The sequence below is a fragment of the Streptomyces sp. NPDC001868 genome (genome assembly GCF_040297125.1).
Taxonomy (GTDB): Bacteria; Actinomycetota; Actinomycetes; order Streptomycetales; family Streptomycetaceae; genus Streptomyces.
Map to the genome: position 1 here is coordinate 1 of NZ_JBEOYO010000049.1, position 23,201 is coordinate 23,201.

The 23,201-nt window shown below is 73.4% G+C and carries 12 protein-coding genes; 9 read left to right on the plus strand and 3 right to left on the minus strand.

What is annotated here, in order from left to right; translation table 11 throughout:
* Positions 1–101: 101 nt before the first annotated feature.
* Both ABT147_RS36940 and ABT147_RS36945 read right to left on the minus strand, forming a co-directional pair.
* Positions 102–1,340 (minus strand): serine/threonine-protein kinase, encoded by a 1,239-nt coding sequence (locus ABT147_RS36940; RefSeq protein ID WP_351414592.1) that lies wholly within the window; start codon positions 1,338–1,340, stop codon positions 102–104.
* A gap of 348 nt (positions 1,341–1,688) precedes the next feature.
* Positions 1,689–3,401, minus strand: a complete 1,713-nt coding sequence (locus ABT147_RS36945; protein ID WP_351414594.1) for a serine/threonine-protein kinase — start codon at positions 3,399–3,401, stop codon at positions 1,689–1,691.
* Positions 3,402–3,897: 496 nt separating this feature from the next.
* On the opposite strand from ABT147_RS36945, the gene ABT147_RS36950 reads away from it, so the two are divergent.
* From ABT147_RS36950 to ABT147_RS36990, 9 genes are all read left to right on the plus strand, one after another.
* The gene (locus ABT147_RS36950; RefSeq protein ID WP_351414596.1) at positions 3,898–8,286 is read left to right on the plus strand and encodes an FHA domain-containing protein; all 4,389 of its coding nucleotides are present in this window, start codon (positions 3,898–3,900) and stop codon (positions 8,284–8,286) included.
* Positions 8,287–8,650: 364 nt separating this feature from the next.
* A complete protein-coding gene (locus ABT147_RS36955; RefSeq protein WP_351414598.1) occupies positions 8,651–10,075 on the plus strand; it encodes an ABC transporter substrate-binding protein in 1,425 nt (474 codons plus the stop codon).
* 10 nt (positions 10,076–10,085) lie between these two features.
* Positions 10,086–11,444: a carbohydrate ABC transporter permease gene (locus ABT147_RS36960; RefSeq protein ID WP_502983220.1), complete on the plus strand. Its 1,359-nt coding sequence runs from the start codon at positions 10,086–10,088 to the stop codon at positions 11,442–11,444.
* Positions 11,441–12,343 (plus strand): carbohydrate ABC transporter permease, encoded by a 903-nt coding sequence (locus tag ABT147_RS36965; protein ID WP_351414602.1) that lies wholly within the window; start codon positions 11,441–11,443, stop codon positions 12,341–12,343. Before ABT147_RS36960 ends, ABT147_RS36965 begins: the two co-directional genes overlap by 4 nt.
* 364 nt (positions 12,344–12,707) lie before the next feature.
* Positions 12,708–14,948, plus strand: a complete 2,241-nt coding sequence (locus tag ABT147_RS36970; RefSeq protein WP_502983221.1) for a bifunctional glycosyltransferase/CDP-glycerol:glycerophosphate glycerophosphotransferase — start codon at positions 12,708–12,710, stop codon at positions 14,946–14,948.
* A 245-nt stretch (positions 14,949–15,193) separates the two neighbouring features.
* Positions 15,194–17,410 (plus strand): bifunctional glycosyltransferase/CDP-glycerol:glycerophosphate glycerophosphotransferase, encoded by a 2,217-nt coding sequence (locus ABT147_RS36975; protein ID WP_351414606.1) that lies wholly within the window; start codon positions 15,194–15,196, stop codon positions 17,408–17,410.
* 5 nt (positions 17,411–17,415) lie between these two features.
* Positions 17,416–19,731, plus strand: coding sequence for a bifunctional glycosyltransferase/CDP-glycerol:glycerophosphate glycerophosphotransferase (locus ABT147_RS36980; RefSeq protein WP_351414608.1), 2,316 nt, complete (start codon positions 17,416–17,418; stop codon positions 19,729–19,731).
* Entirely contained in the window at positions 19,728–21,047 is a 1,320-nt protein-coding gene (locus ABT147_RS36985) for a hypothetical protein (protein ID WP_351414610.1), read from the plus strand. Before ABT147_RS36980 ends, ABT147_RS36985 begins: the two co-directional genes overlap by 4 nt.
* Positions 21,048–21,086: 39 nt before the next feature.
* Positions 21,087–22,676 (plus strand): hypothetical protein, encoded by a 1,590-nt coding sequence (locus ABT147_RS36990; protein ID WP_351414612.1) that lies wholly within the window; start codon positions 21,087–21,089, stop codon positions 22,674–22,676.
* A gap of 99 nt (positions 22,677–22,775) precedes the next feature.
* Here the strand turns inward: ABT147_RS36990 and ABT147_RS36995 are convergent, their stop codons facing one another.
* Positions 22,776–23,189, minus strand: coding sequence for an organic hydroperoxide resistance protein (locus ABT147_RS36995; protein WP_351414613.1), 414 nt, complete (start codon positions 23,187–23,189; stop codon positions 22,776–22,778).
* Positions 23,190–23,201 lie beyond the last annotated feature (12 nt).

Below are 23,201 nucleotides of genomic sequence, written 5' to 3' on the forward strand. Positions count from 1 at the left end.
CCGCGGCCAACTCCCCACCCAGCACACCCGGTCAACGACACACCCGACCAAACAGACACGCCACCGACGAACGAACCTGACCAAGCACTACTAGGCGCCCGTCAGGGATTCCCCGGCGCCGAATTCTTCGTGTCGGACGGCGCTCCACCGCCCTCGTCCCCGGATGTCGCCGCCCACGCCCCCACCCCCACCGCCGCGATCAACGCCACCGCCGCCGCCCCCAGGGTGATCCGTCGGCGGCGAACCGCGCTGCCCCGGTTCCGCGCGGACCCCGGCCGAGGCGCCCCCGCCGCACGGGGCACCCGCGCGGTCCCCCGCGCGCCCCCCGCCAGCTCGTCCGGCCCCGGCACCCGCATCGACGTGTGCGTGTCCCGGTTGGAGTCCGGCTTGGCCCCCGGCACCAACGGCACCGCCCCCCGCCGCACCCGCTCCCGCGGCGCCTCCGCCTCGGCCGGCGCCTCCTCGTATCCGTCGCCGGACTCCGTCCCGGGCTCGTCGACGTCCAGCGGCGGCATCCCGGCCAGCAGCGGCAGCTGTTCCCGCAGCCGGGCCGCCAGCTCGGACGCCCGCAGCCGTGAGGCCGGCGCCTTGGCGAGGCACTGCACGAGCAGCTGCCACAGCTCCTCGGGGATGCCGGGCAGCGGGACGACCGTCTCGGTGACATGGCGGCGCAGCACGGCACCGGGGTGCCCACCGCCGAACGGCGTGAACCCGGCCAGCAGTTCGTAGAGCACGGTCGCGAGGGCGTAGATGTCCACGGCCGCGCGGGGCGGCAGACCCTCGACGATCTCGGGGGCGAGATAGTCCGGCGTGCCGATGATCTTCGTGGCGCGGGTGCGGCGCGGAGAGTCGATCAGCTTGGCGACGCCGAAGTCCGTCAGCAGCGCGGGGTGCGCGCCACCCGGGCCCAGCGGTCCCTGCATGTCCAGCAGCACGTTCTCCGGCTTCACGTCCCGGTGGACGACCCCGGCCGCGTGCGCCGCCGCCAGGGCGTCGGCGATGTCGGCCACTATGGCGACCGCCGCCTCGGGGGCCATGCGCCGCTCCCGGTCGAGGCGGGTGCGCAGGTCGGTGCCCCGAACGAGGTCCATGACGAGGGCGAGGTCGTTGCCGTCGACGACGAGGTCGCGTACGGAGACCACGTTCGGGTGGTCCAGGCCCAGCAGCGCGGTGCGCTCCTGGACGAAGCGGCCGACGAGTTCCTGGTCGGACGAGAGGTCCTCGCGCAGCAGCTTGATGGCGACGGGGCCTTCCGGGCCCTCACCCAGCCACACCGTGCCGGCGCTGCCCCGCCCCAGAATCTGGTTCGCGGTGTACCGGCTTCCGATCTTCCGTCCCAAGACTGCTCCTACAGGCCGCGTGTTGGCGACAAAGCTACGCGCCCCACGACCCAACGTTCACCGCCGAGGCGGAAATCACCCCTCAGATGTCGACAAGTCCCCAACGCAGGGCTCCGCCGGGGTGTGGAGTACGCGGATGGGGGTGGGGGTGCCTGTGTGTCGGCGGGTGCGGGTCCGGTGGGGGCTGGTCGCGCAGTTCCTCGCGCCCCTAAGAGCAACGGCCCCTGCGGGCCGTTGAAGAAGCACGGGGCGCAGCCCCTGCTTTTTCAGGGGCGCGGGGGACTGCGCGAGAAGCCCCACCGGAGCCGCACCCGCCAACGCACCCGCACCCCCGAGCTATGAGGCGCCCTACTGGCCGGAGCCGTTATCCAGCTCGCGGACCCACTTGCCCGCCTCGCCGACCCAGTCGGTGACCTGGTCCCACCAGCCCTTGCTGGTGCCGATCCACCCCTGGAGGGGCGTGAACTCCCAGATGAGCCAGCCACCGACGAAAAGCAGGACGATCATGAAGAGGCAGCCCTTGAGGCACCCGAGCCCCGGGATCCGCATCGGATTGGCGCTCCGCTGCCGCGGCTCACGCGGCGGCCTAGGCTCACGCGGCGGCCGAGGCGCCGGCTGCTGCGGCTGCGGCGCCGGCGCATGCCGCTGTGGCTGCCGCCGCTGAGGCTGCTGCGGCGGCGGGGGCGCGGGAGCGTACGGCTGTTGCTGCTGCGGGTGGCCGTACCCGGGCCCGGGGCCGCCCTGGGGCGCCCGCTGCTGCCTGCGCGGCGGCTGCTGCGGAGGCTGCTGCGGGCGGCCCGCCTGCCGCTGGGGGCGGCGCCGCAGCGGGTCGTCGCCGGGGTCGAGGTACTGGACCTGGGTCTGCTCGTTGCGGTCGCGGGCCGCGCGGAGCTGGTTCTGCCAGGGGTGCGGCTGCTCGGGCTGCTGCCCGCCCGGGTCGTGCGGCGGCACCGGCGGCATGACGGATGTCGGGTCGGCGCCGGACGTGTGCGGGAGTACCGCGGTGGGGTCTGCCGCGCCCGCCGGGCCCGAGGTGTGCGGGAGCACGCTGGTCGCGCCGTTCGGGTCGTACGAGCCCGCGCCGTGCGGCAGGACCTGCGTCGCGTCGGCCGAGCCGAACGGCTCCGGGGCGCCCGGCACCTGCGCGGGCGCCGGGTCGGGGGCGAGGATGTGGCCCACGCCCTCGGCGGCGGCGATCTGCATGGAGTTCGCGTGCACGCCGACGCCCTCGGCGACGATCCGGAGCGCGCGGGCGAGGTTGACCGCGCTGGGCCGCTCGTGCGGGTTCTTGCGCAGGCAGCGCTCGATGACCGTCCACAGCGGGTCGGGGACGGTGGAGGGGCGGCGCGGCTCGGCGCTGAGGTGCTGGTGCAGGACTTCGAGCGCCGACTGGCCGTTGAACGGCGGGCGCCCGGTGACCAGTTCGTACATCAGGATGCCGGCGCCGTAGATGTCGACGGCGGAGGTCTGCGGCTGGCCCTCGGCGGACTCGGGGGCGACGTACGCGGGCGTGCCGACGAACTCGCTGGTGCGGGTCAGGCCCGGGGAGTCGGCGAGGCGGGCGATGCCGAAGTCCGTCAGCATCGGGTGCATCTCGCCGCCGCCCTGCTTGAGCAGCACGTTGGCGGGCTTGAGGTCGCGGTGGACGACGCCGTCGGCGTGGCTGGCGGCCAGCGCGTCGGCGATCTGCGCGGTGAGCAGGGACGCGCCGACCGGTGAGAACGGGCCGTTCTCACGGAGGTAGCGGTGCAGGTCGGGGCCCTCGATCAGGTCCATGACCAGCGCAAGGAGATCGCCCTCGACGACGAGGTCCCGCACCCGCACGATGTTCGGGTGGGTGAGCCGCAGCAGCACGGAGCGCTCCCGCAGGAACCGCATCACGATGTCCGCGTCGCTGGCCAGCTCCTCCTTGAGCACCTTGATCGCCACGGTCTCGCCGGGGTGCCCCGGCACGGCCGCCTCGGCTCCCGCGGTCTCCCGCTGGCGGGCGCGCCAGACAGTGCCCGTGGCGCCGCGTCCAATGGGCTCCTCAAGGAGGTACTTGCTCCCTACCGGCCGCACGTCATGCGCTCCCTGCTGCTTGCCTGCCTGGTCACGCCCTGGATCCAGCGGACGTTCCGACCCACTGTAGTGCGGCCGTCCGTGGTACCGGGCTGTCGTCTTCCTGGCTCTTCCTGTCCGCTTGCTGTGGCTTGAGTACGTACGGGTACCCGTGTGCGTTCGATGGAAAGACGCTCCCTGATGGGCGGTTGGTTGCCGCGTAGGGGTGCGAGCGGTTCCGGATGCGGGCGTGAGCGATCCCGAATGCGGACGCGATCCGGACGTGACCGATCTCAAGTGATCAACTAGCGGGCACTGGGCAGGCACTTTTGGGGGCAGAGCCGACCAATCAAGATCACTTGATGGTGGGCGGCGGGCGTGTTGTCAGTGGCAGGTGCGAGGATGCCTCCAGTACTGGCCGACGTGCCCGTGAGTGGTGGGGGAAGTCTGCGGTGGGGACCGCGCAGTCTCGTCCTCGTCGTCGCGGGTGCCCGCGCGGAAGGGACCGCTGACGGCGATGCAGATCCGGCTGACCGTCGTAGACCCGCTGGGACCGCCCTCGGAGCCGCGAGGACGTGCCACGGCCTGCGACGTGCTGGTCACGGCGCCCGCCGGGACGGCCCTCGCCGCCGTGGCCTCGGGCCTCGCCTCCGCCGTCGGCGAGGGCGGCGCGGAGCGGCTGGAGCGCAGCCGGGAGGTCGGCGGCGGACAGGTCGTGCTGTACGCCGGTGCCGAGCGCCTCGACGCCCAGCGCTGCACCCTGGGCGAGCCGCCCCTGATCGACGGCGCCGTGCTCTCCCTGGGCGCCCCCTCCGAGTCGGGCCCCGAGGTCGACGAGGCCGCCGCGCAGCTGCACGTCGTGGCCGGCCCCGACGCCGGCGGTGTCCATCTGCTGCACGGCGGCAAGATCCACATCGGCCGCTCCGCCGACGCCGACGTCCCTCTCGACGACCCGGACGTCTCCCGTCTCCACTGCGCGGTCACCCTCGCCGCCGACGGCCGCGTCTCGGTCGTCGACCTCGGCTCCACCAACGGCACCACCCTCGACGGCACCCGCGTAGGCGACCGCCCGGTCCGCCTCGCCCCGGGCGCCCTCCTCCGCATCGGCGAGTCCGCCCTCCGCCTGGCCTCGTCCTCCGGGGCACGCGGCATAGGGACGACGCCCGACGGGGAGGGCCATGTCCGGGTGACGGTCGGGACGGGAGCGCCAGGAGGCGGTACCGGCTTTGGCTCGACGGGTGGGGGGTCGGCTTCCCGTACGGGAGTTGGGGCTGGGAGCGGGTCGGGGTCTGAGGCCGGGTCCGGGTCCAGTTCCGGGTCCGGTTCTCGGTCTGCGTCCGGGCCCGGGTCCGGGTCCGGCGAGGTGTCTCGTCAGGGTGCGGGCGGGTCCGGGGCCGAGGATCCCGGGCGGGGTCGTGCCGAGCGGCGGACCGTGCCGGGGCAGGGCGGGGTGCCTGGGATCGAGCGGTCGGCGAGCGGTACGGGGTCTGCCACGGCCGGTACGGGGCGGGGGGCCGCGTCCGGTGCCGGTGTCGGCCAGGGGGCTGTGCACGAGTCCGGGACGGGGGCAGGGTCACGGTCAGGGTCAGGGTCGGGTGAGGGTTGGGCGGAAACCCATGACCGCGCACGGTCAGAAGCTCATGGCCGCGTAGGCGATGGCCCGGGAGGCGCTGGCCGCGAAGCCGGGGGTTCCCGCAGGCCCGGGGATTCCCGGAGCACCGGTGACGCGCGCGCCGCCGGTGACGCTTACAGCTCCGGTGACGCGCCCGGGTCCGGTGATTCCCACGGGACCGGTGAGCCCAGAGGGACCGGTTTCGGTTCCGGTGGGCCGAACCGCGCCGGTGAATCCGGTGGGGCCGACGGCTCCCGTGGTTCCGGCGGGGCCCGAGGCGCCGGAGACTCCGGTGGCTCCCGAGGCCCCGGCGACCCCCTCGGGGCAGGGGATTCCGGGGACGTCGGCGGGCCCGGTGAGTCCGGCACCCGTAAGGGCACTCCCCTCCGGGGGACGGACGTGCCGCGTGGGGTGCGTAAGCGGGGTGGGTTCGGGGCCTGGGCCCGGCGGCTGACCGGGGGGCGGGGGCAGGCGGGGGCCGAGTACGACCCGTACGAGTACGACGCGGAGTACGACGAGGACGAGCGCGGGGCGATCGCCTCGGTGCTCCCGGCCGGTGGGGAGCGGGTGCCGGAGACCTGGCCGGACCCCGCCGCGCTGCTGCTCACCGCGCTCGGGCCGGGCGCCCGGCTGTGGGAGCGGGGGCCGGGGCACCCCGAGGCGCTGACGGTGCGGCTGGGGACGACGGACCGGGCGGCGCCGGACGGATCGGGGCTGTTGCCGGCGGTGCCGGTGACCACCGGGCTGCGTGAGGTCGGCGCGCTGGGGCTGGCCGGGCCGCGCCCCCGGCTGATGGGGCTGACCCGCGCGGTCGTGGCCCAGCTCGCCGCGCTGCACTCCCCCGACGCCCTGGAACTGGTCCTGATCAGCGCGGACCGCTCCCGCTCCGCCGAGGAGCGCACCACGGAATGGTCCTGGCTCGGCTGGCTCCCCCACCTCCGCCCCTCCCACGGCCAGGACTGCCGTCTCCTCCTTGCCTACGACCGCGAGCAGACGACGGCCCGTCTGGACGAGCTGCTGCGCCGTGTGGAGGACCACGCGGCGGACACGGCGGGACACGCGCCCGGGAGCACGGCGGGCGCCGGGGCCACGGGCGTGGCCGGGCGCCGGCCGGACGACGCGACGGGCCACGGGGTCGGGGCGGCCTCGGGCCGCACGGCCGGGCGTGCACCGGACGCCGGAACCGGGGTCGGCAGCGAGGCCGAGGGCGGCTCCGGGCGGCGGGCCGCGCGGCGGCCGTCGTGGGCCCGGGAGGACGGACCGGCGGGCGGTGGCTTCGCGGGGCCGTACACGGTGGTGATCGTGGACGGGGACCCCGGGGGCGCCGATGTGCGGGAGGCCGTGGTGCGGCTGGCGCAGGAGGGGCCCCTCGCCGGGATCCATGTCGTGTGCCTCGCCGAGACGGAGTCCGCGTCACCCGCCTCACCGGTGACGGAGACGTACACGGCGGCCTGCGAGGTCTCGCCCGCCTTCCGCGCGTGCGGGGCCGTCGCCCTGCTCAGCGGTGACGTCGCCACGGCGCTACGACTGCTGCGGGTCGCCTCCACCGGGTACGGCGCGGGGAACGGTCCAGGCTCAAGCGCCGGCTCAGGTTCGTCGGGTTCGGCCGACCACGGCCGTACGGGGACCGGGCGCTCCACGGCCGCCGCCTCCGCCGACCGCGCGCGCGGTGCCGATCACACACGCGGTACGGACGCCGACGCCCCGTCGAGCCGCCCCCGCTCCGACCACTCCGGCCGGCCCGAGCACTCCGGTCGGTCCGATCGTGCCCACGGCTCCGCGCAGGCGGACCCCGCCTCGGTGAGCCGTACGCACACCAATATCGACCTCGCGAGGAGCGCGCTCGCCGGTGCCGGTGAGCGGTCGCGTCCCGGCGGCGCCCAGGACCTCGTCCCGCTGGACCCGGACGAGGCGCCCGGGCTGTTGAACCACGGCACGGTCGCCACGCTGGACGCGGTGTCGGTGGCGTGGGCGGAGCGGTTCGCGCGGGCGCTGGCACCGTTGCGGACGGACGGGGCGGCCGGGGACCGGCAGGCTCGGGTGTCGGCGCCGTTGCCGCAGTCGGCGCGGCTGCTGGACGAGCTGGGGCTGGCGCGGGCCACCCCGGCGTCGCTGATGGCGCGGTGGGCGGACGCGTCCGACGACACGACGGCGCTCGGCGGGCGGGCCTGGGCCGTGCTCGGCGCCGGGCCGCGCGGACCGGTCTCCGTGGACCTCGTCGCCGAGGGACCCCATCTGCTGATCGAGGGGCCCGTCGGCAGCGGTCGTACGGAGCTGCTGCGGTCCGTGGCCGCGTCGCTCGCCGCCGCCGAGCGGCCCGACCGGCTGGGCATCGCCCTCGTGGACGGACGGGACGGCGGTGCGGGTGGTACCGGCGGCGCCTCCGGTGCCGGTGGCGGGCGGGCCGGGGACGGGCTGGGGGTCTGTACCGACCTGCCCCATGTGGGGACGCATCTCACGGCCAACGACCCCGTCCGGATGCGGGAGTTCGCACAGTCCCTGATCGCCGAGCTGAAGCGCCGGTTCGAGTTGCTCGGCGGGCTCGGGTTCGTGGAGTGGCACACGCGGCGTGCGGTCTCGGGCCGTATCGTCCCGCAGCGTTCGGCGAAGTCCGGGGCCTCGGGGGCGGGCACCGCCGGGCCGGGGTCCCCGCAGCCGGGGTCGGGCGGGGCCGCCGACCTCGACTCGTCCTCCAGCTCCACGCTTCGGCTCCGGCCGGCGGCGAGCCGGAGGAGCACCGAACAGGACGGCAGGGGCGCGGCGGGCAAGGACCCCGCGTCGGAGCTTCCCCGGCTCATCGTCATCGTCGACGACCTCGACGCCCTGTTGTCACCGCCCCTGGGTTCCACGGGGCGGCCGGCCGCGGGGTCCGTCGTACGGGCGCTGGAGGCGGTGGCCCGGGAGGGCGAGCGGCTCGGGGTGCATCTCGTCGCCACGACCGGTGGGGGCGGGCGTGCGGGCGAGGGTGAGCTGGGGCGGGCGGCCGGTGGGCGGGTCGTGCTGAGCGCGCCGGTGCCGGGGCCGGACGAACCCGCGCCCGGGCGGGGAGAGTTGCTGGGCGAGGGGGGCCGCACGACCGCCTTCCAGTCGGGCCGGGTCACGGGCCGCATCCCCCGCACCGCGACCCTCCGGCCGACCGTCGTCCCCCTCGACTGGGCCCGCATGGGCGACCCGCCCGCCCGCCGCCCCGTCCGCGAACTGGGCAACGGCCCCACGGACTTGGCCCTCCTTGCCAGCGCCCTGGACCGCGCGGCGAGAGAGGTCTCGGCGACGGAGGTGCCGTCCCTGCTGTGAGGGCCCCGGCGCCGGGGTGACCGGGGGTGGGCTGCGCAACTCGGCGCTACGAGGTGCCGCCGCGCCCACCCTCCCCCATCGCCCCAGCGGCACGACTGCCCGCAGTCATGCGGGCGTTGAGGGGCCGCAGGCCCCTTCAAGGGGCGCGGGGAACTGCGCGAGCAACCACGACGGGCCGTCACCCTCCAACGACGAAACACCCCCACGGCGATTAGGCCCCCATCACCACCCCCATGGTCACGACGCGGTCACGATCAAGACATTCACCCGGCAGGCGCCCTTGCCGCCCCCGACCACCCGGCGTAGACCAGAGCGCACGGGACAGCGCTCTACGTTCGACGACGCACGGAGAACGGGGTCAGTGATGCGCAACATCCACCGCATTCGTCGCACTCTTCGTACACCCAAGCCCAACCCCCCGCACCACCACGCCCATCCACCCACGGCCAAAGCCCTCGCCGCCCTCGCCGCAGGCGTCCTCGCCCTCTCCCTCACCGCGTGCGGCGGTGACGACGACAAGGGAGACAACGGGGACAACGGCAACGACGGCGGCAACGAGGCCACCGTCCAACTCCCCAAGCTGGACGGCCAGAAGCTGGAGGTCGCGGCCGTCTTCACGGGCCCGGAACTGGACAACTTCCAGAAAGTCCTGGACGAGTTCGAGAAACGCACCGGCGCCTCGGTGACCTTCGTACCGACCGGCAACAACACGTCCACGTTCCTCGGTACGAAGATCGAGGGCGGCAAACCACCGGACGTGGCGTTCCTGCCGCAGGTCGGCGTGTTGCACCAGTTCGCCCAGAAGGGCTGGGTGAAACCGCTCGGGAGCGAGGCCCAGGCACAGCTGGACAAGAACTTCTCGGACGGCTGGAAGGACCTCGGCGCGTACGAGGGCAAGCAGTACGGCGTCTACGCGAAGGCCGCCAACAAGTCCCTCGTCTGGTACAACACCGCGGCCTTCGAAGCGGCCGGGATCACCGAAGAGCCCAAGACCTGGGACGAGTTCCTGCAGACCGCGCAGACGCTCTCCGACGCCGGCTCCCCCGCCGTGTCCATCGGTGGCGCCGACGGCTGGACGCTCACCGACTGGTTCGAGAACGTCTATCTCTCGCAGGCCGGCCCGGAGAAGTACGACCAGCTCGCCAAGCACGAGATCAAGTGGACCGACCCCTCCGTCAAGGACGCCCTGACCACGCTCGCCGGGCTGTGGGGCAAGGACGACCTCCTCGCGGGCGGCTCCTCCGGCGCGCTGCAGACCGACTACATCAAGTCGATCACGAACACCTTCGGCGGGGACACCCCGGCCGGCATGGTCTTCGAGGGCGACTTCGTGGCCGTCACGATCAACGGTGACACCGACTCGAAGATCGGCACGGACGCCAAGGTCTTCCCGTTCCCGGCGGTCGGCGACGAATCCCCCGTGGTCACCGGCGGCGACGCGGCCGTGGCGCTGAAGGACGGCAAGGGCGCGCAGGCGCTGCTCACCTTCCTCGCCTCGACCGACGCGGCGGAGATCTGGGCGGCGCAGGGCGGCTTCCTCTCCCCCAACAAGGAGATGGACGAGGGGAGTTACAAGGACGATGTCACCCGGGAGATCGCCAAGGCGCTGCTCGCGGCGGGCGACGACTTCCGCTTCGACATGTCCGACCAGGCCCCGGCGGCGTTCGGCGGCACCCAGGGCGTCGGCGAGTGGAAGGACCTGCAGGACTTCCTGAAGAGCCCCGACGACGTGGCCGGTGCCCAGAAACAGCTGGAGACCGACGCGGCGAAGGCCTACGGGAACGGCTGACGGCGACCTCATGTCGTCCGCCGTGACGAAGACGGCGGGGGGCTCCGGAGCGACTCCGGCGCCCCCCGCCGCATCGCGCAAGAGCGTGACGAGGACCCGGCTGTGGGTGGCGATGCTGTTTCTGCTGCCCGCGCTGGTGCTGCTCGGCGCGCTCGTGGTCTACCCGATCGGGTACTCGGTCTGGCGGAGCCTGTTCGACTCGGACGGCTCGGGCTTCGTGGGCCTCGACAACTACGCGGAGATCTTCTCCGACGACTCCACCCTCGTCGCCGTACGGAACACCGCGATCTGGGTCGCGGTGGCCCCTGCGCTCGTCACCGCGCTCGGTCTGATCTTCGCGGTGCTGACCGAACGGGTGCGCTGGGGAACGGCGTTCAAGCTGATCGTCTTCATGCCGATGGCGATCTCGATGCTGGCGGCCGGCATCATCTTCCGGCTGGTGTACGAGCAGGATCCGGACCAAGGGGTCGCCAACGCGGTCGTGACGTCCGTGCACGACGTCTTCGTCGACGAGTCCGTGTATCCGAAGGCCCGGCCCAACGCCCAGGTGAGCGATCTGAAGGCGTCCGGCGGCGGGTCGTTCACCACGGAGGGGACCGTTCAGGCGGGTACGCCGGCGCTGCTGCCCCTCGTCGGGATCGCGCCCAACAGCCTGCCCGGCGACGCGCGGGACGCGAAGGCCCCCACCGGAGAAGAGGGTGTCACCGGGACCGTCTGGCTGGACTTCCGGCTCGGCGGCGGTGGTGAGAAGGGGGCCGTCGACCCGGGCGAGAAGGGCTTGGAGGGCGTCAAGGTCGAGGCGGTGAAGGACGGGAAGGTCGTCGCCACCGCGACCAGCGGGGCCGACGGCACCTTCAGCCTGCCGGAGTCGGCGGACGGGGCCCGGCTCAAGCTGCCCGGCTCGAACTTCGCGGCGCCCTACAACGGCATCGACTGGCTCGGCCCGACGCTCGTCACCCCGGCCGTCATCGGGTCGTACGTCTGGATGTGGGCGGGCTTCGCGATGGTGCTGATCGCGGCGGGGCTCGCCGGAGTCGACCGCAATCTGCTCGAAGCGGCCCGGGTGGACGGGGCGAACGAGTGGCAGGTGTTCCGCCGGGTCACCGTGCCGCTGCTCGCGCCGGTCCTCGTCGTCGTCCTCGTCACGCTGATGATCAACGTGATGAAGGTGTTCGACCTCGTCTACATCATCGCGCCCCAGCCCACCCAGGACGAGGCCAACGTCCTCGCCCTGCAGCTGTATCTGGTGTCGTACGGCGGCGGGGGCGACTTCGGTCTCGGCAGCGCGATCGGTGTGGTCCTGCTGCTGCTCGTGCTGCCGGTGATGTGGGTCAACATCCGGCGCCTCAGGAAGGAGCGCCAGCGGTGACGACTGTCGAGGAACGCCCCACGACTGAACGCGCCCCAACTGTCGCGAAACGCTCCGTCGCCGCCCGGCTCGCGAGCGGCGCGGCCGGGGGCGCGTTGCGTGTGCTCCTGCTCCTGGTGGCGCTGTTCTGGCTGATGCCGACCTTCGGGCTGCTGGTCTCGTCGTTCCGCGACCCGACCGATATCGCCACCTCGGGGTGGTGGAAGGTGTTCTCGGCTCCGGCCCAACTCACCGCGAAGAGCTATGAGTCGCTGCTGGAGAACGACGAGATCACGGGCGCGCTCGTCAACACGATCTGGATCACGGTGCCGGCGACCCTGCTGGTCGTCCTGATCGGCGCGATGGCCGGATACGCCTTCGCCTGGCTGGACTTCAAGGGCCGTGACTGGTGGTTCATGGTCGTGGTGGGGCTGCTGGTGGTGCCGGTGCAGGTGGCGCTGATCCCGCTGTCCGGGCTCTTCCGGGATCTCGGGATCTTCGGCGACATCATCGGTGTCGTCCTGTTCCATGTCGGCTTCGGACTGCCGTTCGCGATCTTCCTGTTGCGGAACTTCTTCGCGGAGATCCCGCGTGAGTTGCTGGAGGCGGCGCGGTTGGACGGGGCCGGGGAGATACGGCTGTTCGCGACCGTCGTCATGCCGCTCGCCGCGCCGGCGTTGGCCTCCCTCGGGATCTTCCAGTTCCTCTGGGTCTGGAACGACATGCTGGTCGCGCTGGTCTTCTCCAGCTCCGACTCCCAGCCGCTGACGGTCGCACTCCAGCAGCAGGTACGGCAGTTCGGCAGCAACATCGAGATCCTGGCGCCCGGGGCGTTCATCTCGATGGTGATCCCGCTGGCCGTGTTCTTCGCGTTCCAGCGGCAGTTCGTGTCGGGGGTGATGGCGGGGGCGGTGAAGTAAGGGCAAGGGCGCCTAGTAACTCGGGGGTGCCTGTGCGTTCGCGGGTGCGGCTCCGGTGGGGCTTCTCGCGCAGTTCCCCGCGCCCCTAAAAACGAAAAGCACGGGGCGCAGCCCCTGCTTTTCAGGGGCGCGGGGAACTGCGCGAGCAACCACGAACCACCCGCACCCGCCAACGAACCCACAGCTCCGAGCTATTGGGCGCCCCACACCCCGGCGGAGCCAACCGCGCGAACACACCCCACACGCCCACAAGTTCACCCCCACACGCCCCCAACCGCCGTGGATATCCCCCGTATGGAACACGTCGCGTAACCAAATCATCGGATCGGACGTTTCCGGGCAGTATGCCCGCGCCGACCCATGGATGTCCTCCTTGCCCAGGTTCAGTGTCATCGTTCCCGCGTACAAGGTTCAGGCGTACCTGCACGAATGCCTGGATTCCGTGCTGTCCCAGTCCTTCACCGACCTCGAACTGATCGTCGTCGACGACGCCTCCCCCGACAACTGCGGAGCGATCGCCGACGAGACCGCCGCCCGTGACCCCCGCGTACGACGGACCGTGCGCCTGCGGGAGAACGCGGGCCCGGGTGCCGCCCGCAACAAGGGGATGGAGTACGCGAGGGGGGACTACCTCCTCTTCCTCGACGGCGACGACACGTTCACGCCGGGCGCGCTCCAGGCGATCGCCGACCGCGTCAAGGAGACCGGCGAACCGGACGTCCTCGTCCACGACTTCGCTCGCACCTCCTGGTCGGGCGAGCTGGTCCGCAACGAACGCGCCCTCCAGCTCACCGAACAGGGCCCGGCCCCGTTCCGCCTCGACGACCGTCCGGGCCTGCTGAACGTCCGCCCGGTGGTGTGGAACAAGGCGTACAAACGGGAGTTCGTCGAGGACCACGACTTCCGGTTCCCGTCCGGTATCTACGAGGACACGGCCTGGACGTACCCGGTCCTGATGGCCGCCGAGTCCGTCGCCACCCTCGACCGGGTCTGTGTCCACCACCGGCGCCGCCGCCACGGCAGCCTGCTCGGGGCGACCACCCGCGGTCACTTCGACGTGTTCGAGCAGTACGACCGGGTGTTCGCGTACGTCGACGAGCGGCCGGAGCTGGCGCAGTGGCGTCCGGTGCTGTTCCGGCGCATGGTCGATCACCTCACGGCCGTGTTCTCCCGGCGCCACCGGCTGCCGCGCGAGGCGCGCGCCGAGTTCCTGCGCACGGTCCGCGCGCACTGCACCCGCTACCGCACCCCGGGCGCCCCCATCCGCGCCCGCGCCCGGCTCCGGCACGCGCTCCTGCGGCTCGGCAGCCAGCGTGTCTACCGCACGTTGTGGGCCCTGTCCCGGCTGGGCCGGGGCGCCGGACGCCTGGTGCGGGGCCTGGCCCGGCTGCTGCGCGCCGGCGGCCTGCGCGTGCACTACCGCGTGCAGCGCCTCCTGCCGCTGCGCGCCGACCGGGCGGTGTTCGCCGCGTACGACGGCCGGGGCTATGTGTGCAGCCCGGCCGCGCTGGAGAACGCGTTCCGTACGTACGTCCCCAAGATGCGCACCTCGTGGATCGCGCGCCCCGAGCACCACCACACGCTCCCGGTGGCGACCCGGCGGGTGCTCCCCGGCTCGATGGCGTACTGGACGGCGCTCGCGCGCTCCAAGTACCTGGTGAACAACGTGGACTTCGACCGGCGCCTGGTCAAGCGCCCCGGTCAGGTCCTGCTCCAGACCCAGCACGGCACACCGCTCAAGCACATGGGCCTCGACCTCCAGGACCGGCCGGCGGCCGCGCGCGGCACGGACTTCGCCGCAGCGCTGCGCGGCAGCGACCAGTGGGACTACGTCCTGTCCGGCAACCGACACTCCACCCTCGTCTGGGAGCGCGTCCACCCGTCCGCGTACACGACCCTCGAATACGGTTCGCCGCGCAACGACGTGTTCCTGCGGGCCAATTCGACGGACGTGGCCCGGGTGCGCGAACACCTCGGCATCCCCGAGGGCGCGGTCGCCGTCCTGTACGCCCCCACGCACCGGGACTACCGTCACTCGCAGCGCGTCCACCTCGACCTGGAGCGGGTGCTGCGCAAGCTCGGGCCGCGTTTCGTGGTCCTCGCCCGCGCCCATCACGCGTACGACTCCCCGCTGACGGATCTGGCGCACGGCCGTCTGCTGGACGTCACCGGCTATCCGAGCGTGGAGAACCTGTGCCTCGCCTCGGACGCCCTGGTCACCGACTACTCCTCCCTGATGTTCGACTACGCCAACCTCGACCGGCCCATCGTGATCCACGCGGAGGACTGGGAGGCGTACGAGGCGGCGCGGGGCACGTACTTCGATCTGCGGTCCTTCCCACCGGGGGCGGTCGCGCGCAGCGAGGACGAGCTGATCGACATCTTCGCCACGGGGCACTGGCGGGGCTCGCGGTCGGCGCAGTTGCGGGCCGCGTTCCGTGACCGGTTCTGTCAGTACGACGACGGGCGGGCGGCGGAGCGGGTGGTGCGGCGGGTGGTCCTCGGCGACACCGCGCCGGTCGACTTCGTCCCCCTGGCCGACCGCCATCCCGTCCCGTCGGCCGCGACGGCCCATCCGGGCGTGGACGACGTACTGGGCACGTAGGCGCTCCGCTTCGGCCGCGCGCTTCGAGTGCGGGCCCGGTGGGGGCTGGCCGCGCAGTTCCCCGCGCCCCTGAAAAGCCGGGGCTCCGCCCCGTGCTTTTCAACCCGACAGCCCCACCGCTTTTCAGGCCCGCAGGGGCCTGAAGTTTTCAGGGGCGCGGGGAACTGCGCGAGAAGCCCCACCGGACCCGCACCCGACGACGAACCCCCCGATCGCCCCCCGAACGCACCCCCCGAAAGGAAAGAATGCCCCGCTTCAGCATCATCGTCCCCACGTACGGTGTCGAAGGGCGCCTACCGCTCGCCCTGGATTCGGTTCTCGGTCAGCCGTTCGGTGACTTCGAGCTGATCCCGGTGCATGAGGCGGCCCCGGACTCCCCGGCGGCAGCCGTCGGCACCGCGTACGCCACCAGGGACACCCGCGTCGCCCCCGTCGAGTCACCCCCGGCGGGCGGCCTGAGCGCCGCCCGCAACGCGGGGCTGGCCGCGGCGCACGGGACGTACGTCCTGTTCCTGGACGGGGACGACACGCTCGCGCCGGGCGCGCTGCAGGCGATCGCGGACCGGCTGGGCGAGACGGGCGACCCCGATGTCCTGTACCTCGCGCACGAGCGGGCGCACTGGTGGGAGGGCGGTACGACCGTCGTGCGCCCCGCCGGTCCGCGCACGCCGGCGTGGAGCGCGGCCTACCGCCGTGACTTCCTCACCGAGCGCCAGCTGACCTTCCCCATCGGCCACTTCACCGACCTCGGCTGGAGCGGACTGGTCGCGCTCGCCGCCGACCGTACGGCCGAGCTGCGGGACACGGTCTGTGTCCGGCATCTGCTGCGCCGGCAGGGCAGCCGGCTGGACGCGCCCGGCGAGCACCAGCTCGAACTGCTCGACCAGGTGGAGCTGGTGCTCGCCAGGGCCACGGCCGAACGGGGCGTGTCGGCGGCGTTGTTCGCGCAGCTGTTCGCGGTCGTGCTGCGGAGCGCCGCGCGCCCGGAGCGGCTGCCCGCCCACCACCGCCGCGCCTTCTTCGACCGCGCCACGCACCTGTACCGCCACCACCTCCCGGCCGGTTTCCAGCCCCCCGGCGGCACCCTCGGCGTACAGCACCGACTGCTCGCGACCGGCTCGTACGCCGGTTTCCGGGTCCTGTGCGCCGCCGGCCGGGCGGCGTCCGGAGCCCTGGCCGCGCTCCCCCGCCCACGCGCGCCCCTGGCCCGCGCCCTGTACGCCGCCCAGCGCCACCTTCCTCTTGACCGGAACCTCGCCGTGTACTGCGCGGACCGGGGCCGTGGCGTCACCGGCGACCCCGCCGCCCTCCGTGCGAAGGCCCGTGAGCTCGCCCCCCGGCTCCGCCCGGTGTTCCTCCTCGCGCCCGACGCGGTGGACGGTCGCCCCGAGGATGTCGGGGACGTCGAGTACGCCGTCCTCGGCAGCCCGCGTTCCTGGCGGATGCTCGCCCGCGCCAAGTACCTCGTCGACGACGCCGACTTCGCGGACGGGGTCGTCAAGCGCCGCCGTGCTGTCCACCTCCGGACCCAGCGCGGCACCCCGCTGAGGGCGATGGGCGTGGACCGGTCCCCGTACCCGGTGGCGGCCGCCGCGTCCGGCGGTGTCACGGGCCTTCTGGAGCGCGTGGACAGCTGGGACTTCTCCCTCTCCGCCAACCGGCACTCCACGGAGACCTGGGAGCGGGCCTTCCCGGGCGGGTACGAGCAGTTGGAGTACGGCTCCCCGCGCAATGACGTCTACTACACGGCGACGGCCGAGGACGTGGCGCGCGCCCGGCGCGAACTGGGCGTGCCCGAGGGCAAGAAGGCCCTCCTCTACGCCCCCGCCGACCGCGCCGACACCACCGGCGCCCTCACCACTGACACCACCACCGGCCCCACGGCCGGCCCCACCACCGGCCACGGCACCCGGCTCGATCTGGAGGCGTTCTGCGAGGCGGTGGGCGAGGAGTTCGTGGTGCTGCTGCGGGCGCCCCACGTCCACGACGCCGCAGGCCGGGCCGGCAGGGGCGACGGCCGGATCATCGACGTCACCCGGCACGGCTCCACCGAGGACGTCTGTCTCGCCGCCGACGCACTGATCACCGACTACTCGTCCCTGATGTTCGACTACGCCAACCTGGACCGGCCGATCGTGGTCATCGCGGACGACTGGGACGTCTACCGGGAGACCCGGGGCGTCTGCCTGGACCTGCCGGCCACGCCGCCCGGTCATGTGGCCCGTACCGAGCGGGAGTTGGCGGACCTGTTCCGCGACGGCACGTACGCGGACCGGGAGGCCGGCGCCCTGCGGGCCGGTTTCCGGGAGCGGTTCTGCCAGTTCGACGACGGACGGGCCGCCGAGCGGGTCGTCCGGCGGGTGTTCCTCGGTGAGCGCCCGGAGTCGCTGCCGCCCGTCGTGCCGCTCGCCGAGCGCACCCCGGCCCCGGCGCCCGCCGCCGCGACCCTCGTGAGGAGCTGACGGACATGCCCCGCTTCAGTGTCATCGTCCCCGTCTTCGAGGTCCGGGGTTTCCTGCGCGAGTGCCTCGACTCGGTCCTGGAGCAGTCGTACCGGGATCTGGAGGTGATCGCCGTCGACGACTGCTCGCCGGACGGCGGCGGCGCGATCCTCGACGCGTACGCCGCCCGCGACCCGCGCGTCCGGGTGCTGCACCTGCCCGCGAACGTGGGTCCGGGCCGCGCCCGCAACGCCGGACTGCCGTACGCCGCCGGGGACTTCGTCCTCTTCCTCGACGGTGACGACACGCTCACCCCGGGCGCCCTGCGCGCGCTGGCGGACCGGCTGGACGAGGCCGGGGACCCCGATGTGCTGGTCTTCGACCATGTCCGCGCGTACTGGTGGGGCGGAATGCGCCGGGACGCGCTCGCGCATCTCCTCACGGCGGCCGGCGAGGACACCTTCGCGGTCTCCGAACACCCGGAGATCCTCGAACTGCCGACGGTCGTGTGGAACAAGGCCTACCGGCGGGAGTTCATCGAGGCGCACGGCTTCCGGTTCCCGCCGGGCCACTACGAGGACACGCCCTGGACGTTCCCCGTGCTGTTCGGCGCCGCGCGGATCGCCGTGCTGGACCGGATCTGCGTGTCCTACCGGCAGCGGCGGCGGGGCAACATCCTGTCCACGGTCAGCCGTCAGCACTTCGATGTCCACGACCAGTACGAGCGGGTCTTCGACTTCCTGGACTCCCGCGCGGAGACCGCGCGTACGCAGACCGCGGGTCCGCAGACCGCGGGTCCGCAGGCCGCACGTACACAGGCCGCCCGCCCGGAGCCGGCGAACTGGCGCCCGTATCTGCGGAACCGGATGGCGAAGCACTGTCTGGACATCCTCGACGAGCCGGACCGGGTGCCGGCGGGCGACCGGGCCGAGTTCTTCCGGCGGACGGCGGGGCTGTACCGGAAGTACCGGTCGGACGACGACCCCGTGGCCCCCGAGTACCGGGTCCTGGACGGCGGTTGGGCCGCCTACCGCGCCCGGCGGGGAGCCGGCCGGATCCGTGGCGCGCTCGGCGTACGCGGGGAGCGGCTGCGGGCGGCCGGTGCCGGGCTGATCGGGCGGGGCTGGTCGCTGGCCCATGAGCGGCTGCCGCTGGACCCGAACCTGGCCCTGTACTCGGCGTTCTCGCACCGGGGCGTGCTCGGGGACCCGGCGGCCGTGTACCAGGCCGCCCGTGATCTCGCGCCGCACATCCGGGGGGTGTGGGTGGTGCGGCCGGAGCGGGTGGCGGCGCTGCCGCCGGGCGTCGAGTACGTCACGCCGGGCTCGCCCGAGCAGCTGCGGCTGGCCGCGCGGGCGACGTACTTCGTCGGCAACGTCGACTGGCCCGGCGCCCTCACCAAGCGCCCGGGCAGCGTGCACATCCACACCCACCAGGGCACCCCGCTCAAGTTCATGGGCGCCGACCTGCTGCACAAGCCGGGTGCCCGGCTCGGCGTGGACGTGCCGGGGATGCTGCGCCGGGCCGACCGCTGGGACCACAGCCTGGTCGCCAACCGCCACTCCGAGCTGGTGTGGAGCAGGGCGTACCCGTGCGGCTTCACCTCGCTGCGGACCGGCAGCCCGCGCAACGACGTCCTCGTGAACGCCGGGCCGGACAGCGGCGCGTCGGTCCGGGAGCGGCTCGGCATCCCGGCCGGGCACACGGTCGTGCTGTACGCGCCCACGCCCCGCGACTACCGGCGGGGCGGCCATGTCGAACGCTTCGACCTCGCCCGGTTCGCCGCCGATCTGCGGTCCGGTCTGGGCGAGGCCCACACCCTCGTCGTACGGCTGCATCCGTCGCTCGCGGACGGTCCGGCGCGCGGGTCGGGGCTCGCCGAGCTGCACCGGCGGGGTGTCGTCGTGGACGCGACGGACGAGCCGCACGTGGAGGAGCTGATGCTCGCCTCCGACGTCCTGGTCACGGACTACTCGGCCCTGATGTTCGACTACGCCAACCTGGACCGGCCGATCGTGATCCACGCCGACGACCGGGAGGCCTTCGCGGTGAGCCGGGGCATGTACCTCGACATCACCGCCGACCCGCCCGGCCATGTGTCCCGCTCCTACCGTGAGCTCGCCTGGCTGTTCGACTCCGGGCAGTGGCGGGACACGGAGTCGGCGCGGCTGCGGGTGGGGTTCCGGGAGCGGTACTGCGAGTTCGACGACGGGCGGGCGGCCGAGCGGGTCGTCCGGACGCTGATGCTGGGTGAGCGGGTGTTGACGGTGCCCGCGCCGGGATCGGCCGGATCGCCGACGTCGGCCGGACCGGTGACGCGCACGGGTCTCGTGTTGTCATGAGGGCGCCCACGGTCGCCGGGCGGGCGCGGGTGTTCGCGACGCGCGCGCGGGCGTGGGTGCTGCTGCTCGCGGCCGGTTTCGCGCTGCTCCAGTTCGCGAGCGTCACCGGCCGCGCCACCCCCGACACCAAGAACTATGTCTCGTACGCCCTCACGCTGGGCGGCGCGAGCGTGCGGGAGTCGGCGGCCGGGACCATCGACCACTACTGCGGGAGCCGGGCGGCGACGGCCGAGCGGAAGCAGAGTGTGGACGTGGTGCGGTTCCGCGCGCCGAGCCCGGCCGCGCGGGTCGCCGAGGAGTGCCGCAGGGAGCTGTGGCGGAAGGTGGACCGGCGGCTCGCGGCCGGGCAGACCGACGGCCCCATCGCCCCGTTCGCCTCGGAGCGGTTCCTGCGGATCTTCGAGGTGCGGCCGGGGTATCCGGTGCTGCTCGCCCCGTTCGTCGCGGTGTTCGGGGTCGTCCGGGGCGTGTGGCTGGCGAGCGTGCTGATCGCGGCGGCCGGGGGCGTCCTGGCCTTCCTCGTCCTGCGCGCCGTGCGCGCCCCCACCCCCGTCGCCCTCACCGGCCAGGGCCTCTACTACGTCCTCCCGTGCGGTGCGACGGCCATGCGGCCCATGACCGAGGGGCTGCTGCTGGCCCTGACGCTGGCCGCGCTGTGGGGGTGCGCGCTGGCGAAGGAGGGGCGGGTGCGAGCGGGGGTGCTGCTGGTCGGCGGTTCCCTGTCGGCCATGTTCACGGTCAAGCACTCGCAGGCGCTGTTCCTGGCGGTGTGTCTGGTGGGGGCGTGCGCGGTGGTCGCGCTCCGGCGCCGGGGTGTCGAGCCGTGGGTGCGGGCGGTCGGGGTGGTGTCGGCGGGCGCGGCGGTGTGCACGCCGGCGCTCGCCGGGCTGCTGCGCTACCCGGCGGCCACGGAGAGCCTTCAGGACCTGCTCACCGACCACTTCACCCACCCCGACCGGGTCCGGCTGTGGTCGGAGTTCCTGCGTCTGGAGGCCGACTTCTGGGTGGAATGGGGGCGTCGGCAGCTGACCCAGCCGCTGTTCCCGGCCGCGCTGGCGGCGGGCGCGTGGGGCGCGTCGAGGCAGCGGCCGGTGTTCGGGTGGTTCGTGGTCGCGGGCGCGTTCACCGGGATCCTCAACCAGGCCGGGCACCCGGACATCACCATCTGGGGCGACCGGCTGATCGTGGTGGCGTGGCTGCTGCCGGTGCTGGGGCTGCCGCTGCTGCTGGAGCGCGTCACGGCTCCCCGAAGCCCACGCGACAGCTCAGCCGACAACTCACCCGACAGCTCACTCGATGTGGTGACCGCTGGCTGAGCCGTTGACCCGTATGGCAATAACGGGAATACACGGCAAATGCCTCAGACAGTCCAGACCGGCCACCCTTCCGGCCGTCGCGCCCCCCTCGGCGCCACCGCCCTGAGCGGCGGCCGTACCTGGCTGACCCGGCGGCCGACTCCGTATCTCGTGGTGGGCGGACTGTTCTGGCTGGTGATGACGCTGGCGTACTGGCGGGTGCCGCTGTGCTGCGACGCCGGTCAACACGCGGCGGTCGTCGAGCGGCTCCGCTGGGACCTGCTGCACCCGGCCCACCCGACCGCCGCCCTGCCGGGCGCGGGCAGCCCGTACTACTCCCCGTACGCCGTCACCCAGGGCGTCCTCGCGCGGCTGACCGGGCTGAGCGGCTGGTCGCTGGTGAAGCTCGCCGGGCCGGTGAACCTGCTGGTGCTGCTCACCGGGATCGGCCGTTTCGTGCGCGTGCTGACGCCCCGGCCGTGGGCGCCGGGCCTCGCGCTGCTGTTCATGACGTTGCTGTGGGGCACCGAGCGGGTCCTGTGGAGCGGCTATCTCGGGCTGATGTCGATGGCGACGACCCTCGGCTATCCGTCGGCGTTCGCCATCGGGCTGACGTTCTGGGCGTGGGCGTGGACCGGAGCACGCGCGCGTGGCGGCGGGTTGTCGCGGCGGGTGCGGTACGTCGGACCGACCGGCCTCGGGAGCGCGGGGGCCTACGCCGGTCTCGGCGCGCTGTACGGGCTGATCCTGCTGGTGCACCCGATCACGGCCGTGGCTTCGGTGACGGGGGCCCTGGCGATCGTGGCGGCCTGGCAACGGGGGTGGCGGAGGCCGCTGGTGGGGCGCTGGGCGCTGACGGGAACGGCCGCCCTGGCGGTCGCCGCCTCCTGGCCGTACTACGACATCCTGTCGCTGGCCGGGAACACGGGCGTGGACGGCATGCACCGGCTCCTCTACGAGGACATGGCCGGACATCTCTGGCTGGCGCTGCTCGGGCTGCCGGCGCTGTGGGCGCGGGGGCGCAGGTCCCCGAGGGACCCGCTGGTGCTGATGTTCACCGCGGAGTGCCTGGTCGTGGCGTACGGCTGGGTCAGCGGGCACTACACGTACGGCAGGGTCCTGGGACTCGCGGCCGTGCCCGCGCAGTTCGCCCTGGCGGTGGAGCTGGCGGCGCCCCGTCCGTGGGGGTGGGCGCGGCGGGCGTTGGGGGGTACGGCGTTCGCGGGGGCGTGCGCGGGGTTCCTCACCGTGCAGGCGGGGGTGGTCGTGCCCATGGCGCTCGACCCCGTCGGCTTCGCCCCGCCGCCGCGGTGGCCTTCGTACGACTGGGCGGCGCGGCATGTGCGGGCGGGGGACGTGCTGATCACCGACGGGTACCACGCGGGGCGTGCGATCCCGGGGTACGGGGTGAACATGGCGGCGCCGACGTGGCCCGATCCCGCACTGGAGGAGGGGGAGCGGGCGCGGCGGTACGCGGATGTCCGGGGCTACCTCGACCCCGCGTCGACCCAGGCTCAGCGTGTGGTCGTCGCGCGGCGGTACGGGGTGAAGTGGCTGCTGCTGACGCGGTGGCGGCGGGTGCCGGAGGAGGCCGTGGTCGTGGACTGGAGTCCTCGGACCGGGGAGGTGCTGGCGCGGATCGCTCCGTAGGGGGTGGGGCGGAGCGACCCGCGAAGTGACGGCCGGTGGGGGCTGATCGCGCAGTTCCCCGCGCCCCTACTGGTGTGAGCCCCTCCCGGATCGCGCGACCTACTCGACGACCAGTTCGACCGGGATGTTGCCGCGGGTGGCGTTGGAGTAGGGGCAGACCTGGTGGGCCTGCTCGACGAGCTTGCGGCCGGTGGCCTCGTCGACGGCGTCGGGGAGCTCCACGCGGAGGGTGACCTTGAGGGCGAAGCCCTCGCCCTGCTTGCCTATGCCGACCTCGGCGGTCACGGCGGCGTCGCTGACGTCGACCTTGGCGGCGCGGCCGACGAGGCCCAGCGCGCTGGCGAAACAGGCGGAGTAGCCGGCGGCGAAGAGCTGCTCCGGGTTGGTGCCCTGGCCGTTGCCGCCCAGCTCCACCGGGAGGGCCAGGTCGAGGTCGAGCTTGCCGTCGTTGCTGACGGCGCGACCGTCACGGCCGTGGGTGGCGGTGGCGACAGCGGTGTAGAGCGCGTCCATGGATGAACCATC